The sequence below is a fragment of the Fuchsiella alkaliacetigena genome, from assembly GCF_023227765.1.
Lineage (GTDB): Bacteria > Bacillota > Halanaerobiia > Halobacteroidales > Acetohalobiaceae > Fuchsiella > Fuchsiella alkaliacetigena.
Genome location: NZ_JALKBZ010000026.1, coordinates 1 through 18124, shown reverse-complemented (window position 1 = coordinate 18124; position 18124 = coordinate 1). Strand labels below are relative to the sequence as shown.

Here is an 18124-nt window from a genome sequence, read left to right as displayed (position 1 = left end):
GAGGGCCTTTTATTTTTATATACACAAGGAAAATATCTTAATCCAAATCTAGCTTCTGCAAATACTTTTTAGCTTCCTCTTTAGTACTCACTTTACCTGTTGCTTGGGCCTCACGCACCTTTTCTAAAGCCTGGCCTACCTGCGGGCCCTCCGTTAAGCCCAATAACTCCATTACCTCTTCCCCATTTAACAAACGTTCTGTAGTCTTTTTTTCCATTTCCTTACTTTCCTGAACTAACTGCTTTAAAAAGCTCAAACTGGATTCAATATCTGGAAAATGCACAGGCCGCTCCTCATTTAACTCTCTAGTACTAATCATATCTGCGGCTGCCAATAAGCAAATATCGGCTACATAGTCTCCGGCAGCTCTAAAAAAGCGATACTTACCCCGTTTAGTCAAATTGTCAGCATGATAGAGAGCCATAGGTCGCATATGATACCTAATTAAGCTACAAATATAATTAATCTCTTTGCTGCTAAAAGCAAGCCTTCGCAAAATAAGTTTAATATGTTTAGCACCCACCCGATGGTGGTTATGAAAACAAACCTCGCCGTCAATAACCTTTTCAGTAAATAGTTTACCGATATCATGAAAAAGCAGTCCCCATTTGAGCAAAGGTAACCGGGCTTTAACTATCTCCCTTTGCCAAAATTCACAATCTAACAGCTCTTCTAACTTGCTCAAAGCATAAAGAGAGTGAGTCCAAATATCTTCACAATGATACTTACACTGTCCTCTCACTTTTAACTGCTTAATATCTGGGATCAAAAGCGAAAGTAAAGCCAGTTCTTCTTCTAAATAGTTTAAACTCTCTTCAGCATCTGAAGAAGCTAAAATTTTAATTAGCTCTTCTTTAATTCTCTCCACAGCTATCTCCTTAACTGCTTTAGCAGGTACTTCTTTCATTAACTCTTCTGTATCCTTTACTATTTCAAAACCTAACTCAGCCTTAAATCTAACAGCTCTAAAAAGACGCAAAGGATCATCCACAAAGGCCTTGCTGCTTACTGCTTTAAGCTCTCCCTCCTGCAAGTCCTTTAAAGCAGCTAAGGGATCGATAATTGACTCCTGCCAACCTTGTCCTTCTTTAATTAAAGAAGATACGACTTCTCTTTTTAGGGGCAAAGCTAAAGCATTAACTGTAAAATCTCGCCTAAGTAGATCCTGCTCTAAACTACCTCCCAATAAAGGAGTAAAGTCATAAATAAAATCCTCCTTAACTACTCGATAAGTCTGACGCAATTCATCCAAGACTACCAAGCTACCTTCTATTTGCTCAGCTAACTCTTTAGCCACTAATTCTACGGGCCCGTTAATTACTAAATCTACATCCTCTACTGGGCGTGATAATAAGTAATCACGCACCACTCCCCCTACTAAATAACCCTCAAAATTATTATTCTCTAATATCTTTATTAATAGATATAGATCTTTCATCTTTTTCTCCCCCTGAATTCTGTTGAGACAAAATTAATGTAATGCTACAATCAAAAACTTTTTTGAAACCACGCGCCCCGAAGCGACGCCATTATTTTGGCTAGTCATTACTCTGGGAAGTGCCCTTGGGGTGAATTAACTCGAATGAACACGAATAAAACATAAGTTCAAGACATTAAAGCCTATTTGACACTGACTAAAATCTGACTAAGTTCTGACTAGACCTTAAAACATAAAAGCAAAAACCTAGAAGCATATTAAAATTAAATTTGAATTAAAGCTTTAGGCCTTATTGGAAAGAGGATAAAATAATTAATTTTTTAATATTTTATGATTTAGTCAGATTTTGTCCGAACTTAGTCTGTGTCAAAATAGATTTTGAACTTATTTTTTAATGGTCTAGGTCTTTAACTATTAACTCTTAACTGTTGCACGGAGTGCAACAATCTATCTATATTAAGCCAAAATCCAACTAACACAATACACTAACTTACTCATTTGAAAATTGCAGCTTATAAAAGTCAGCATACTTACTCTCTCTAGCCAAAAGCTCCTCGTGAGTACCTATCTCTTGAATCTGTCCTTTTTCAATAAAGAAAATCTGATCAGCATTAATAATAGTTGCTAAGCGATGGGCAATAATAAAGGTAGTTCTACCCTTAGTCACTCGCTCTATAGCTTCTTGAATCAGCTGTTCTGTTTTTAAATCGACCGAAGAAGTAGCCTCATCGAGAATCAGAATTCGCGGATTATTGAGAAAGGCCCTAGCTAGAGCTACTCTTTGTCGCTGCCCCCCAGAAAGCTTAACCCCTCGCTGACCTACCTGAGTATCATAGCCCGACTTAAGCTCCTGAATAAAGTCATGAGCATTAGCTTCCTGAGCTGCCTTAATTATTTCCTCTTGAGTAGCTTCGGGTCGACCATAAGCTATATTTTCAGCTACAGTATCCGAAAAAAGATAGTCATCCTGCATCACCATTCCTACCACTTTACGCAAAGACTCTAACTTCCATTGGCGCACATCAACTCCATCAATCAAAATCCGGCCCGCATCTACTTCGTAAAGCCTAGGAATCAAGCGCACAATACTAGTCTTCCCAGCTCCACTGGGCCCTACCAAAGCTATAGTACTTTGGGGCTCCACTTTAAAATCCAATTCTGTCAAGACTACTTTATCCTCTTCATAGGAAAAAGAAACCTGCTCAAACTCAACCCGACCTACTAACTGCTCTGGACTATGCTCTCCTTCCCTACTTTTTAGCACTGGACTAAGCTCCATATAAGAAAAAAACCGTTCGATACTAGCAAAAAATCTACTCAAACGCTCATTAACATTAACTAATTTCAATAAGGGTCTTTTAAACTGCAATAAATAACCGTAAAAGGCTACAATAGTACCTACCGTCAACTGGCCCTGAACTACCAAATAACCACCATAACTGAGCACAGCTAAAATCCCAAAAGCATTCATTAAATCTGAACCGGGAAATAATAAACTAATATACTTAACCGCTCGTAAACGAGCCTCTTTATGCTGACTATTAATCTTATCAAATCTCTCCAATTCATAATCCTCATTAGTAAAAGACTTAATCACTTTAATTCCAGCTAAACTATCCTCTAAACGATTGCTTAACTCCCCCTTATACTCCCGTACCTGTCGAAAAGAGCTATGTAGTTTAGTCAATAAATAGTAGGCAAATATAATTAGCAAAGGTATAAAGATTAAACTAATTAAAGTTAAGCGCACATTTAAAGTCAGCAAAATCACAATAGAACCGGCTATCAATACCAGAGAACCCACTACTGCTTCTGTTCCGTGGTGTACAAACTCCTGTAAAATATTAAGATCATCGATAATCCGCGACATCAACTCCCCGGTATTCTTATTATCGTAAAAACTCAGCGATAACTGCTGACATTGATTATAAAGATCGTTACGCATTTCGTAGGTCACTTGCTGAGCAATCTTATGACCACCATAGATCTTAATGCAGTTAACCACCGTTTTAGCTGCATAGACTCCTAAAGCCAACAGCACTAGCCAGATTAACTGTTCTATAGCTCCCGCTGGAATAGCTTCATCAATGATCTCCTTAATTATCAACGGAGGTACCAAAGCCAAAACTGCCCCCACTATATGTAAAAATTGAATAGACCAAAAAACTTTTCGCTTTTGGCTAAGATAGCCCTTATAAAATCTCTTTAATAGCTCTCTATAAGTAAAATCAGTGTTTTGAAGCAAGACCTCATTTTCATTTTTCAATTATACTCCCCCCTAAGTACTATGCAAAACATCTATGCTATTTTATTCTATACGGAATCTAAATTCCCTTTATAATTGCATAATGAACAGCTAAAAACAAAGTGTTATCGTTCTATTGTCTCATTGGCGCGGTAGGTCAAATGGATGTTTCCAAAGTAATGATTAGCTTCGCGTCAACGCTAGAAAAGTTTATTTTAGTACTTCTAAGACTCATCTCCACTCAAATAAAAGCAAGCAAATTTTAATTAGGAAAATTTGCTAAATCAGCTTTTATTTAAGCTCCGATTCGTCAAGAAGCACTAAAAAATAAACTTTAATATCGCTTATAAACACCCATTTGACCGTGCTGATAACGAAAAATTGGTTTGTGTTGCTGCGCTAACATAATTTCACTCATTATTATAACAATATTCTAATAGCCAAACTATGCTTTCGAACTTATCTCTTAAGGTTTAGTCAGAACTTAGTCAGATTTTAGTCTGTGTCCAGTAAATTTTAATCTTTTGAACTTTATCTATCCTCTATCCTCTGTCCTCTATTATTTGCACAAAACAATATACCAATAATATTGTAAAGCCCCTACAGCAAATTGCCATAGGGGCTTAAAAATCAAATCTCTACTTTTGAGGTTGACTAGGAACAGAAATCTCCGTTAAAGCTTCACTAGCTTCCATATCCGTTTGATCCTCTACAGCTAAATCACCTAGCGAAACTATACCCACTAACTCATTATTTTCTACTATAGGTAGTCTTCTTACCTGATGTTCGGCCATCAGCTGAGCTGCCTCATCAGCAGTCATTGTGGGCTCGCCATAAACTAGATCGGTAGTCATACTATCCTGCACAGAAGCATTAGCATCTCCACCAGTAGCAATATTGCGGATAGTAATATCTCGATCAGTAATAATTCCCACTGGCTTATTGCCTTGACAAACCGGAACTGCTCCTACATTTAGATTTTTCATTATCTGAGCTGCTTCGTTGACTGTAGCATTAGGGTCAACACTAGAAACATCATTAGTCATTATATTCTTAATTTGCATCTCAATCTCCTCCTTCTTAGCTTAGCATGCACAGTTATTATAAATCTTAATCTAGTAAATTTTTTAAAAAAGAAGGAGCATAAACTATCTTTCTTTAATTAAAATGGCTTTAGTTCCAGCTTCTTGATAATAAAGTTGATCATAAGCTTTCTTAGTTAAAGCAACTCCTCTACCTCGCTCTCTTACATCATTCTGTTCCAAACCTAACTCCAAATCTTTTTCCACCTTTTCTTCCCAATCAAAACCAGTACCTTGATCCTTTATTGAAATTTTTATATACTTCTCAGTAACAAATACTTGAACTTCTACCTCTTTATTAGCATTTAGTTGATTACCGTGTTCAATAGCATTAATTAAAACTTCCTGTAAGCCTACTGATAAAGAACCGATATCATCATAGTAAGGCTCCAACAAGTTACTTATCTCATCACGCAGTTGATACATTTCCTCAAAATCACTTTTAATTCGCCGAGAAAATTCAGCTAAAAATTCAAAATTACGCTGGATGACCATAAAGGTAATATCATCTTGACCCTGAATCCCTCCGGAAAAGCTTTTAAAGTCTTCATTGATGCTATTAATTATTAGTTCTGGTTCTAAATAATAGTTTTCCTTAAGTACTGCTTCCAATTTTTTTACTCCATACATCTCCTTATCCTTATTAAACTCTTCAACCAAACCATCAGTAGATAATAGAAGAGTAGTACCTTTATCTAAAATAATAGATTCTTCAGTAATATTTCTATTATCAAATAAGAACTTATCAATGGCATCAGAAATAGGCGGGCCAGTAATAAAGACTGTTTCCAACTCTCCATGTTGATCCACTATTAAAGGGGGAATTTGAAAGCCAGCATTGCTAAAAGTAAACTCCATCTCTTTTAAATCCAATACTCCTAAGAGCAAACAGATAAAGTAATCATTAGGAAAGGTCTCCTGGCGATATCTATTAAAGATAAACTCTATGATCTTACTAGGTGCTAGTTCTTCATTTTTTTGATACTTAGCTAACAAGAAGCTATTAATACTTTCTCTAACGAAAATATTCAACATAGCTCCATCAAGACCGTGCCCAGTAATATCTACCATATAAACGATTAACTTATTAGCAAATCTAAATACATTATAAAAATCACCACCCAACATCTCCGCTGGATAGTAATGAGCTGCCATTTCCAGATCATCAAGCTGAGGAAAACTAGTAGGCAAAAACTGTTTATGTAGCTGTTTGGCCTTCTCCATCTCTTGATTAAGCTTATTATAGGTTTCCTCCAACTCTAAAGTAGTCATTTCCAACTTCATAGTATAGTTACTTAGCTTTTTCTCTCGCCATTTCTGTTCTAAAGCATTTACTAACATATCACCTGCAATCTGTAATAGTTCAATCACTTCTTCGGATAAGTCTTGTTTTTCTCTTACAGAAATGAAAGCTAAAAATCCTAATAAGGAAAAACTAATCGAAGATTTGTTAGTAATTAAAGGTACAAAAACTGCTGATTCGACATTAAGGGCCCGCAGTATAATTAGCTCCGACTTTGCTTTAGCCGGCAATTCAGATAAAGAACTAATCTTAACCACTTTAAATTCATTAAGCTGCTCCACCAACCATGGAATCCCTTTAGCCATAAACCCTTTAAAGCCTTCATCCAAAGGTTCAATATCCTCCGCAGTCCATTCATGAGTATTCACTAAATTAGTATTATCTTCAGAAAAAATAAATATATTACTTCGATCAACTCCCGTAAACTCTCCCAAGCGCTTTAAAGCAAAGTTGATCTCTCGGTCAATTTCATCGTGATCTAGATTAATAAAGTGAGTAGATAGGTCAGTAATTAAAGACTCCAACTCGGCTCGATACTTTAACTCTGCTTCAATTTCTTTTTGCTTAGTCACATCGCGAGCCATACAGACTACATATTCCACTTCACCTTCATCATTCAATTTAGGAGTCTTAGTAATAGCCAAAGCTCTTTTCTCACCTTGACTATTCTCCACCCAATGCTCATATTGATCCTGTTTTTTATTTTCAAAAACTTCTTGATTGCTATTGATGCATTTTTCTACTTCTTCAGCATTTCTAAATTTACAAACACTTTCGTTTTGTAATTCTTCTTTACTTGCTCCAAAAAATTCAGCATGAGCATCGTTTACTGCTCCATAAGTATTCGCATCTTTTAAATACCAAACATGAATCTCGATATTTTCCAATAAAATCTCTTGCTCTTGAGTCTTTTTAGCTAAAGCGTTTTCAAACTCTTTTCTTTCGGTGATATCAGTAGAAATTCCTAATACATAGTTTTTATCTCGTAAAGAAAGAGGAGCTTTGACTGTATAAAGCCAACGTGAACGCCCTTGATTATCAACTACCTTACCTTCGGGGACCACTCTTCTTTTTTGCCTTTTAATAACCTCTCTATCGTTATATCGAAACCTCTCTACTGTTTCTCGATTATCTAGCAAGTCTAGATCACGCATACCTACTAGTTCTTCCGGCTGATAACCATATAGCTTAGCAAACTCTGTATTTACTAACACATACTCTCCTTTGATATTCTTCACAAAGATAAGATTAGGAGCTGAGTCGATTACCTGTCTAAAAAACTCCCGCTCCTGTCTAAAAAATTCCTTTTCTTTTCTTAACTGCTCTCGCAATTCCTGCTCCAATTCAAATTTATTTATTCTTTCTTCGCAAACAACCTTATCTCCTAAGCTCAAAACTAAGACCACAAAAGGGACTAAGCTAATTACCAGTATAGAAAAGAAATAAAGCCAATCAATTATCAACTGTTCAGATATTAAGTAAGCATTTAAAGCAAAGAGCGTAAAAGATATTAAATTATACCACAACATTTCTATCTTTTTTCCTAAAAGCAGATTAGCTATAGCTAACATAGTTATTACTACAACTAAAGAGTCCAAGGTATAGTTGTTAAAGTCCACTAAATATAAGTGGAAATTAATTACAGCAAAGCTCAATATATAAATGCTAGCTAATATATTATCTCTAATGAATTTATTTAAGTAAGAACCTACCAATATTATAAAAAAAGAATAACAAACCACTATACTCATCCAAATAGAATCTATAGTGTTTAAAGCAAAAACTATTCTAGCCATAATTAACAATAAATAAGTCACTGCAACTAAGATACAAAAATAACGGCCTAGCTTTAATCTATTACTTTTAGTGTTATCTACATCTAATAGTTCATCTAACGGGTCCCAAAACATAGACCCACCTCCCTTATCATAAAACAGCAACCCTTTAACTTATATTACTTCTACTTAAAGCTTCTAAATCCTCCTTGAATATAAGTTAAGGGCCCTATTAATTAATAGGGCCCTTAAGCTAAGTTAATTACTCTAAATTTTGAAAATACTCTTGAACAGTAGGTATTTCACCTGAGACAGCCACCATTGCTGCTACATGTGCACTACCTAGATAGGTCTGCGAATCAGCCGGGCCAATCCGAGCCTGATAGTTACGAGTAGTAGTAGTAAAGGCTGTTGCTCCGGAACCAATCCGACGCTTATTACCCATGCATAGTCCACAACCAGGCATAATTACTGTAGCCCCTGCCGCAGTCAACTTAGCTAGGCTACCATCGTTAGCTAGCTCATTATAAATATCTCGGGAAGCAGGTGAAACCACGAAATTAACCTTACGCGGCACTCGCTCTCCTTCTACAATCCTCGCTGCTGCTCTAATACTCTCTATATCTCCGCCTACGCAGCTACCGATAAACACTTCATCTACTTCAGTTCCTGCTATTTCAGATAAAGGAGCTACATTATCAGGATGATGAGGTTTGGCCACTAAAGGCTCTTCTACTTCAGCTAAGGGAATCTCAATAGTAGCCGCATACTGAGCATCGGCATCGGCTTCTAAAAGCACTGGCTCTGCTAAGAACTCCTCTATAGCCTGAATAGTATTTTGTACCGAAGGCGACAAGTTAACATCGGCTCTAGACTTTAGATACTGAAGATTTTCCTCCAAAGTAGCTAAGGTGCTCTCATCAGGAGGTACAGTTCCTGCCGAAGCACTGCGTTCAGCTACGGCATTAGTCAAGATATAGCGTTCATCACTATCCAGAAACTCTAGTCCTTCCATCTCAATAATCCGACCATTATAGACCTCTTTACCTACCGTCTCCTCAGCATAGACTACTAAGGTAGAAACCAAATCTCTAGCCGTAATTCCCGGCTGAGGCTCTCCTTTAAAGATCACTCGCACTGATTCATCCATAGTTAAATCCTGCTTACCATACTTCATAGCCCCCGCTACAATATCCGAAGCTGCTGGAAAAGATACTCCCCGCGGAGTTCTAGTATGAGAATCACCACCTACAATCACATCCGTAGGTAGTACAAACTGATTACCGATAGTATGAATGATTCCTTCCCCAGGTTCTAAGCAAACTCCTCCCCTTTCGGTTACAAAGTCATCAATAAAGCGATGCTGATCTCTATCTTCACTGGAAGGACACTCTCCAGTATGACACAGTGACTGCACTACAAACTCAGCCCCAAAATCACCACCAGCCATAGCTTGATACTCATCTAAGGTCATAGGCCCGGTAGTATCCTGAGAATAAACTCCCCTAATTCTCACTGGAGCTGTCTCCCCAGGTAAAATAGTATCCTTATCGTCCAAACGATTAAAGCCCACAATTTTTTGAGCTAAAGTCTGCGCCGGTGGCTCCTCCTCTGGCTGAGCCTGAGCTGGTAGCCTACTTTCATCAAAGTCTATCCCTTTTTCTTGGCAATAGGATACGGCCCACTGCTGTAACTCATTACCAGCATCAAAGTAAGTCATCCCCCCCGCAGCAATCTTTCTTAACTTATATTCAATCGGCAGAGTAATACTTATTTCCTGCTCTCCGTTAACTACTAGCTTTTCAGCCTCCAAATCAATCTCCAAACTATCGCCTTCCGTCACTAGCTCTGTATTAGCCTCTATAGGCAAAATTCCCGAAGCTACCAAAGAATTCTTGAAGATAGGAGCAAAGCTTTTAGCTACTACAACTCCGCCCGCTTTCTTTTCGGGTTCGCCTTCTACAGGCTCACCTAATAACTGTAACATAGTATAGGTAGCCGATTTTCGAGAAGACCCTTCACCTAGAGCTTCCCCCGCTACAAAGATCACTCTTTCTGCTTCAGTCTTTAACTCTTCTAAACGCTCCATAAAATCAGCCTCGTCCTCTCGACCGTCCATCACAAACTGAGCGTGCCGCGGATGGTCGGTACGACTATCAGCGTTCTTAGAAGGACTCAGATGACCAGTAGTTAAGTTATCACCAACCTTAATAGCTACTCCCGGATATAAAGAATCCAGTTCCCAGTCTTGAGCAAAATCTCGGTGGGCCCAACTTTTGAGCAACTCCTGTACAGACTCCTCCTGCTCAGCTAAACTAGTTAACCTTTCAAATTCAGCCTGATTAACTAAAACTGTCTCCTTTAATATCTCAATTATTTCTTCTTCAAATAAACCCTCTTCTAAAAGAGTAATCAACTCTCCCGTAGCTGCTCCTCCTTGCATTGCTGCCAAGAGCTCAAGAGCCTCTTCAGCACTCAAATAATCAGAGCTAAGTTCACCGCTGACAACCTTAGCCAAACCTTCAGCCTTTTTATAGGAAGCAGGAAAAGTCCCCCGCCTTACTTCATTACTTAACAGTCTTAAAACCAGCTTGTCTACTCGCTCGCTTTCAAAAATACTAAACTCCTCTTTTTCTAAACCACTTACCGTTAAATTCTTAATTAATACCTCAACTTCTGCTGCTGTCAAAGGCCTCGGCAATAAACCATAAGCCTTTTTTCTAGCTACAGCTTTTTGCTTATAATTCTTCAACATCTCCTTTAATTCTGCTTTCATTATTTGCACTTCGCCTCCTTAAAAATTACTAAAGTCACTGCCTTAAATTATACATTAAATTCACTGATTTTACAACTCAACAAGACTTATCTCTAGCTAAAAATCAGTCCCAGCTCTACTTTCTAATCTGAATAATATAGTTATCCTCTTCCACTACTTCTAATAATTGATGTTCGCTATCTTCACACCAGTCCAAGAGCTCCTCTTTAGCTTCTTCTTCCTTCACTACCACCTTCAATACACCGCCAGCTTCTAGATCTTTCAAGCGCTCCTGAACTAACAAGGTTAAGGTTAGCCCCTGGGAAAGATCAAGTTCAGCTTCCTTGCTGGAAGGCTTAATCCCTTCTCGACCTTCTACAATCTCCATACCTAAGTCCTCTGCTAGACCTCTAGCCAACTGATCTTGATAAACTTCCTCGTAAATCATAAAACCGCCGCTTAAATTCCTAACCTTATCCCAGCCTTTTTGCATCAAAATCCGAGCAGCAATATAAGCTCTAACTCCTATTCGACAGTGAACTACTATCTCTTTATCAGCAGGAATTTCATTCAGTCTAGATCGCAACTCATCCACAGGAATATTAACAGCTGACTCAAATCTACTAGCATGATACTCTGCCTTAGTTCTCACATCTAATAAAAAGGCCTCATCCCAATCCAATTCTGCTAACTGCCCCCAATGGATAATCTCCATCGTTCCTTCGATGATATTTCCAGCTACAAAACCAGCCATGTTAACAGGACTCTTAGCCGAAGAGTAAGGAGGAGCATAGGCTAATTCAAGCTCCTGTAAATCAAAAACTGTTTTCCCAAATCTCAAAGCTGTAGCCATGATATCAATTCGTTTATCAACGCCTTTTTTACCAATGATTTGAGCTCCCAAGAGCTGACCACTTTGAGTATTAAATAAAGTCTTGATAATCATCGAAGTAGAACCTGGATAGTAACCTGCATTTGAAGGAGAAACAGTAAAGGAAGCATGGTAGTCTATACCTAACTCCTGGAGTCGCTTTTCATTCATCCCTGTAGTAGCTACCGTTAAGTCAAAAACCTTAACTACCGCAGTCCCCTGAGTTCCTTTAAACTTTTCTTCAGCACCAGTTAAGTTATTAGCCACAATCCTACCTTGTTTATTAGCCGGGCCCGCCAAAGGAATATGCACTTGATTACCCATTACATAGTCCTGTACCTCAATAGCATCACCTAAAGCATAAATATTCTCATCGGAAGTCTGCAAATAATCGTTAACTACAATTCCCCCGCGTTCTCCTATTTTCAAACCAGCCTGTTTAGCTAACTCAGACTGTGGCTTGACCCCAATAGATAACATAATTAAGTCAGCTGCCAAGCTTTGACCATTTGCTAAAACAACTTCTTCTTCCTCAAAAGCAGTTACTCCATTTTCTAAATAAAGCTCTATCCCCTGCTCTCGCAAATGATTATGAACAACAGCTGCCATCTCGTAATCCAGGGGAGCCATCACCTGTTCAGCCATCTCCACTACCGCTACCTCCAAACCTTGCTGATGCAGATTTTCAGCCATTTCTAAGCCAATAAATCCCCCACCCACTACTACTGCTTTTTGAGGATCATTAGTTAAAACATGCTTCTTAATCTGATCGGTATCAGGAATATCTCTTAAAGTAAAGATCCTTTCGTTATCTACACCCGGAATAGGCGGCTTAATCGGTTCAGCTCCAGGAGATAACACCAAAAAATCATAGTCCTCAATATACTCTTTATCTTCTTCATAGTCCTTAACCTTCACCACTTGCTCTTCAGGCTCTATCCCGATTACTTCATTCTTAACCCTAACGTCTATATTAAACCTATCCTGAACAGCTTTAGGAGTCTGTATCAACAGTTCCTCTCTAGACTCGATACTTCCCCCTATATAATAAGGCAGTCCACAGTTAGCAAAAGAGATATAGTCTCCTTTTTCAAAGATAATAATTTCTACATTCTCGTCCATCCTTCTCAAACGAGCTGCTGTACTAGCACCTCCAGCTACTCCACCTACAATTAGCACTTTTTTAGCCATTTTAGATCTCCCTCCCAAATTAAGTTTTATAATCAGTTAAAAAAGATTCTAATTATCTCTTTAACCTCTTTGCTAACTACTGAATAATTAATCTCTATTCCATCTCTGCTACCTTCAATAACATCTACAGATTTCAACTTAGTTAAGTGTTGAGAAACTGTAGGTTGAGGAATATTTAAATACTTTTGAATCTGAGACACATTACAGCTACCAATATCCAATAATCTTTTAACTATACATAAGCGTGCCGGATGAGATAAGGCTTTAAGCAGTTGAGCCTTTTCTTCCAAAGATTCCATATCTATATCCATCATATCTTTTTGCATTCAATTTCCTCCAAGTTTATTCTGTTAGCATTTTCAATTCAATAAAACTACAAATTATATCTCACCAAATCACTTTGAAAATCTAAAATATTTACCACTTTTAATAGCTCTTTAATCATCTCCTTTCCAAATTTGTTCTCTTTTTCTCAATTCTACTTCTTTACTTAAATCTCCTCCCATTAAAATCAAATTAAATAACTTAAAAAGCCCTAGCCGCAGCCAGGGCCCTATTCATTATCTAATTTGGACTTCTCAATTTATATTTTCATTACATTAGCTGCTTGAAACCCTTTATCGGACTCCACAACCTCAAATTCAACTCTTTCGCCTTCTTCTAAGGACTTATAGCCCTCCTCTTCAATAGCAGAGTAATGAACAAACACATCCTCTTCCTCCGGAGTCTCAATAAATCCATAACCTTTTTGACTATCAAACCACTTAACTGTTCCTGTTTTCATAAACTTAATTCCTCCTGTTTAATTAATCCAACTTAAAGTAAATTTAGGTTTAGTATCCACAATCAACAGTTAAGTTATACATTATTCTAAGCTAATTCCAAGATAGTCACCGTCTCAATATGATAAGTCTGCGGAAACATATCCACTGGCTGAACCTCTTTAACTTGATAGCCTAAAGTAGTTAACTTCTTTAAATCTCTAGCTAAACTACTAGGATCACAGGAAACATAGATAATCTTAGCTGGCCCTAGCTCCTGCACAGAGTTCAAAACTTCTGGATGACAACCTTTACGGGGAGGGTCCACAATTAACACTTCAGCTTCTACTCCTTCACTTATCAGTTGAGGTAAAATCTCACTTGTTTCTCCACCTCTAAACTGCACATTCTCGATTCCATTTAAACGAGCATTCTCCCTAGCATCCTCTATAGCCTGAAAGTTAAGCTCAATTCCGTAAACCTGCTCACAATAAGCAGCTACATAAAGCGAAATCGAACCTAAACCGCAGTAAGCATCTACCACTACCTCATCTCCAGTTAAATCAGCCTGCTCCAATATCTGTTCATAAAGCTCTTTAGCCTGTAAGGTATTGACCTGAAAAAAAGATTCCGGAGAAATCCGATACATAACCTCGCCGATATAGTCCGTAATCTGAGCTTCCCCAGCCAATAAAATAGTCTCAGCTCCTAAAACCACACTAGTCTGTTCTCGATTAATATTTTGATGTACGCTAATTAATTCAGGAACTCTCTTCAAAAGCTGTTCACTAAGTTCCTTCAATAAATAGGATTCTCTTTCATTAGTTACCCACAATAACATAGCTTGATTAGTACAGACTCCAACTCTAATCACTAAATTTTTAAGCAATCCTTCTCCCGTTACAGGATCATAAACTGAAAGTGGAGAATCTGCTAAAAGCTGCACAGCCTCTCTTTTTACCCTATTAATTAACTGATGTTGAATCAAGCAGTCCTCAAAATCTACCACTTGATGAGTTCCAGCAGCATAAAAACCAGCAATCAGCTCTTCATCACGTTCAGTTACTGAAAACTGGGCCTTATTCCGATAAAAGTAAGGGTTCTCCATCCCAATTACCTCTTTAACCTCTACTTGAGGTAACTTAGCTATTCTCTCCAAAGCATCCTTAACCAGCTGTTGCTTATATTTTAATTGAGCTTGATAATCAATATGCTGTAACTGACAGCCTCCACAGTCTGAATTAACCACACATTGACCTTCTACTCGTTCGCTATCACTTTCCAGCAGTTCAACGATCTCTGCTCGAGCATAATTATTTTTGACCTGAGTAACCTGAGCCTTAACCTTTTCCCCAGGCACACCTTCAGTTACAAAAACAGCAAAACCATCCTTTCTACCTACTACTTCACCCCCATAAGCTAAATTCTCTAATTCTATCACTACTTTATCTCCTAAAGTCACTGGTTTAGTATTAATCACTACCACTCCTATCTACATCTAATTCTGCTAATAAATCTAAAGCATTCTGACCTAATATTTTCTCCAGTTCCTGTGAAGTGAGCTCTAGCTGTTGCAGCTCTTGAATAGCCGTAGCTGGATTAGTTAAAGGGTAATCGGAACCAAATAAGACCTTATCTATCCCATGTTCTTTGATTAAACTCTCCATCTCCTTGTTTGAAAGATAATGATAAGTATTAGAGGTATCTATATAAATATCTTTACCAATTAAAGATTTTTTAGCCTCAGCCCACATTTGAAAGCCACCCAAATGAGCAGCAATTACCTTCAAGTCCGTAAAATCTTCTATTACCTGAGCTAACTTACTAGGAGTAGTGGATTGATTATGTAAGTTTTCCGAATTATCACCAATATGAAATAAAATTACAAAGTCTTCTCCCAGAGCTTCATACATAGCATAAGCATCTTCCGATAACAGATCAAAGTTCTGAAAGTCTGCATGTAGTTTAATCCCTTTAATTCCAGCTTTCTTAAGTCTAGCTACTTCCTCTTCTAAATTTTTATACTCTGGATGAAGAGCTCCAAACTTAATTAAATTGGAACTATCTAAACTCATTAACCAGTTATTAATACATTGCACCGACTCTGGAATTAAAGCGACCACATTTAAGATAGCTTTATCTAAATTAGCCTTGTCAATCTCCCGCTCCAGCTCAGCCAAAATTCCTTGGCACTTTACCTGAAAACCATAGTAGTCTTCTAGGTGATTTACTGCCTTTTGAGCCCTATCCACTGGAAAAATATGCGTATGCACATCAACTATATTCATCTCTCACTCCCCCTATTAAAGCTAATCCACTTAAACGAAAAATAAAAGCATTAATCTCAAATTAGCTACAAATGAAACTGCTACACTCATTCCTAAACCCTTTTTTAAATAAAGATACCCTAAAAAAATACTTACTATTAACTCTCCTATTAGAACTGTTAATAATAACCAATCAAACTGAGTTAAGATTCCAATTAACTGATAAACTGCTATTTGAGCAATAGCAAAAATAATCGCTGCTAAAATAATAGCTAACTGTTCAGTCTTAAAAACACCAGCTAATAAGGTTACTAAACCAAATCTAGCACAAAGCTCTTTAAAAATCGATATATATAAAGGAGTCCCTGAAAGTAAAATAACAGAAGACGGATAATAACTTCTAAACTCATTTAGCAAATGATAATCCCTGAATAGGTAAGTAACTAATGCTATTATAATACCAAATAATAATATTTTCTGCAAACTCTCCTTAATCAGTTGCCAATCACCCCAACCCTTAAAACCCAGTTTTTCGCTCCCAGTAAAACCAATTAAACTAGAAACAGAGATCACCAATACAACTAGTCCTAACAACTGTAAAAAACCAATCATATACACCTCGGCTTCAGTAGCGAAGCTAACAACTGTCATCCGAGCCAGATAAACATAATAAAAGTAATAAATATAAGGAATAGAGAACAAGAACATAAGCAAAGTTAAAGCAAAGCTATTTCTAAGCACCTTTTTCATGCTAACTCCTCCTATTACCTGCAACTTTCTATATAGTTTATGCTGACCCTGGATATATTATCAAATTTTAGCAATAATAAGTTATTAACCTTAACTAAAGGTGATTTTTTCGCATTCTGCTAGTTAAATTTTAGTTCAATATAGATAAATTGTTGCATTAAAGTTAAAAGATAAAGTTCAAAACTTTTTTGACACAAACTAAGTTCCGACTAAAATCTGACAAAAACATAAAACCTTAAAAGAATTAAAGAACTAATAGTTTTAATGTTTAGTCAGAACTTAGTCAGGTTTTAGTCTGCGTCAGAAGGTTTTAATGTTTTGAACTTATCTGTGTCTATCTGCGTCCATCTGTGTAATCTGCGTCAGATCTGCCCTTGAACTTGATTACAACAATATATTAATTTTGTTTCAACTACACAACAGGTGATTTTTACTAAATTACCGCTAAAAAAAGAACACTACCTGTTAATAGATAGTGTCCTTTACTCAATCAAAACTACAGTTTTTCAATAATGGCCTCGGTAATCTCAGTAGTACTAGCCTGCCCACCTAAATCAGCAGTTAGCACCTCAGCTTCAAGCAAAACAGCTGCTATAGCTGCTTCAATACTATCAGCAGCCTCTTTTTCTTCCAAATGGCGTAACATTAAAACAGCTGACAACAATAAGGCCATCGGATTAGCCTTATTCTGCCCAGCAATATCAGGCGCACTGCCGTGTACTGCTTCAAAAACCGCCAGTTCATCACCGATATTAGCTCCTGGAGTTAAGCCTAAACCACCAATCAAACCTGCACTGAGGTCTGAAACTATATCCCCATAAAAATTAGGTAATACTAACACATCATACTCTTGGGGATGCTGCACTAACTGCATACACATATTATCTACAATACGGTCATCAAACTCAATATCTGGATAGTCCTCAGCTACTTCACGAGCCGTATCTAAAAACAACCCATCACTGAGCTTCATAATATTAGCCTTATGTACAGCTGTTACCCTCTTTCTACCTTCTCGCTGGGCATATTCAAAAGCAGCCCTTACAATTCTAGCCGAAGCCTTTTTAGTAATAATCTTAATACTCTCGGCAGCTTCCTCACCTACCATATGTTCAACCCCAGAATAAAGCCCTTCTGTATTCTCTCTAAAAATTACTAAATCAATATTCTCAAACTTAGTTGGTGCTCCTTTAAAGGTCTTAGCTGGACGCAAATTAACATAGAGATCCAACTGCTTACGAATAGCCACATTTACACTCCGAAAGCCACTACCTACCGGAGTAGTAATGGGCCCTTTTAAAGCCACCTTATTCTTGCGAATAGAATCTAAAACTATTTCCGGTAAAGGAGTCCCATATTCATCCATGACTCCTGCCCCAGCATTTACTTCCTCCCAGTCTATCTCCACCCCGCTAGCTGCTATCACCTTTTGCACAGCCTGAGCTACTTCAGGGCCAATTCCATCTCCAGGCACTAAAGTTACTTTATGCATCATTAATTCCTCCTCAAATAAATATATATATTTATTTTAAAATAGCCAACTAATAATAAGTCTTTTATAGATTGACAATGATATTATACAGTCCACTTAATATTTTGTCAATAAAAGTCAATAGAGTAGGACCAGCCTCACGGCTGGGACCTCTCATCAAACTGCACGTACGGTTCTCCCGTATACAGCTTTCC

Annotated in this window: 12 protein-coding genes; all 12 read right to left on the bottom strand. The window is 37.5% G+C overall.

Annotation, left to right across the window (positions count from 1 at the left end; all coding sequences use genetic code 11):
• Positions 1 to 37: 37 nt before the first annotated feature.
• On the bottom strand, positions 38 to 1438 hold the full coding sequence (locus MWH30_RS08600; RefSeq protein WP_248663667.1) for a CCA tRNA nucleotidyltransferase: 1401 nt from the start codon (positions 1436 to 1438) through the stop codon (positions 38 to 40).
• Positions 1439 to 1928: 490 nt separating this feature from the next.
• Positions 1929 to 3704, bottom strand: coding sequence for an ABC transporter ATP-binding protein (locus tag MWH30_RS08595; protein ID WP_248663666.1), 1776 nt, complete (start codon positions 3702 to 3704; stop codon positions 1929 to 1931).
• Between the two features lie 617 nt (positions 3705 to 4321).
• Positions 4322 to 4747 carry a CBS domain-containing protein gene (locus tag MWH30_RS08590; RefSeq protein WP_248663665.1) on the bottom strand — a complete coding sequence of 142 codons (426 nt, stop codon included), beginning with the start codon at positions 4745 to 4747 and terminating at the stop codon, positions 4322 to 4324.
• Positions 4748 to 4831: 84 nt separating this feature from the next.
• Complete coding sequence (locus MWH30_RS08585; protein WP_248663664.1) at positions 4832 to 7978, bottom strand: SpoIIE family protein phosphatase; 3147 nt, start codon at positions 7976 to 7978, stop codon at positions 4832 to 4834.
• A gap of 127 nt (positions 7979 to 8105) precedes the next feature.
• Positions 8106 to 10619 carry a bifunctional aconitate hydratase 2/2-methylisocitrate dehydratase gene (locus MWH30_RS08580; protein ID WP_248663663.1) on the bottom strand — a complete coding sequence of 838 codons (2514 nt, stop codon included), beginning with the start codon at positions 10617 to 10619 and terminating at the stop codon, positions 8106 to 8108.
• A 115-nt stretch (positions 10620 to 10734) separates the two neighbouring features.
• Positions 10735 to 12660, bottom strand: coding sequence for a CoA-disulfide reductase (locus MWH30_RS08575; protein WP_248663662.1), 1926 nt, complete (start codon positions 12658 to 12660; stop codon positions 10735 to 10737).
• Positions 12661 to 12692: 32 nt separating this feature from the next.
• Positions 12693 to 12971: an ArsR/SmtB family transcription factor gene (locus MWH30_RS08570; protein ID WP_372494152.1), complete on the bottom strand. Its 279-nt coding sequence runs from the start codon at positions 12969 to 12971 to the stop codon at positions 12693 to 12695.
• A gap of 272 nt (positions 12972 to 13243) precedes the next feature.
• Positions 13244 to 13444, bottom strand: coding sequence for a cold-shock protein (locus tag MWH30_RS08565; protein ID WP_248663660.1), 201 nt, complete (start codon positions 13442 to 13444; stop codon positions 13244 to 13246).
• A gap of 86 nt (positions 13445 to 13530) precedes the next feature.
• Positions 13531 to 14901 carry a 23S rRNA (uracil(1939)-C(5))-methyltransferase RlmD gene (gene rlmD / locus MWH30_RS08560; protein WP_248663659.1) on the bottom strand — a complete coding sequence of 457 codons (1371 nt, stop codon included), beginning with the start codon at positions 14899 to 14901 and terminating at the stop codon, positions 13531 to 13533.
• Positions 14894 to 15709 carry an amidohydrolase family protein gene (locus MWH30_RS08555; RefSeq protein WP_248663658.1) on the bottom strand — a complete coding sequence of 272 codons (816 nt, stop codon included), beginning with the start codon at positions 15707 to 15709 and terminating at the stop codon, positions 14894 to 14896. Before MWH30_RS08555 ends, rlmD begins: the two co-directional genes overlap by 8 nt.
• A gap of 30 nt (positions 15710 to 15739) precedes the next feature.
• Positions 15740 to 16438 carry a hypothetical protein gene (locus MWH30_RS08550; protein WP_248663657.1) on the bottom strand — a complete coding sequence of 233 codons (699 nt, stop codon included), beginning with the start codon at positions 16436 to 16438 and terminating at the stop codon, positions 15740 to 15742.
• A 496-nt stretch (positions 16439 to 16934) separates the two neighbouring features.
• The gene (locus MWH30_RS08545) at positions 16935 to 17930 is read right to left on the bottom strand and encodes an isocitrate dehydrogenase (NAD(+)) (RefSeq protein WP_248663656.1); all 996 of its coding nucleotides are present in this window, start codon (positions 17928 to 17930) and stop codon (positions 16935 to 16937) included.
• Between the last annotated feature and the right edge of the window lie 194 nt (positions 17931 to 18124).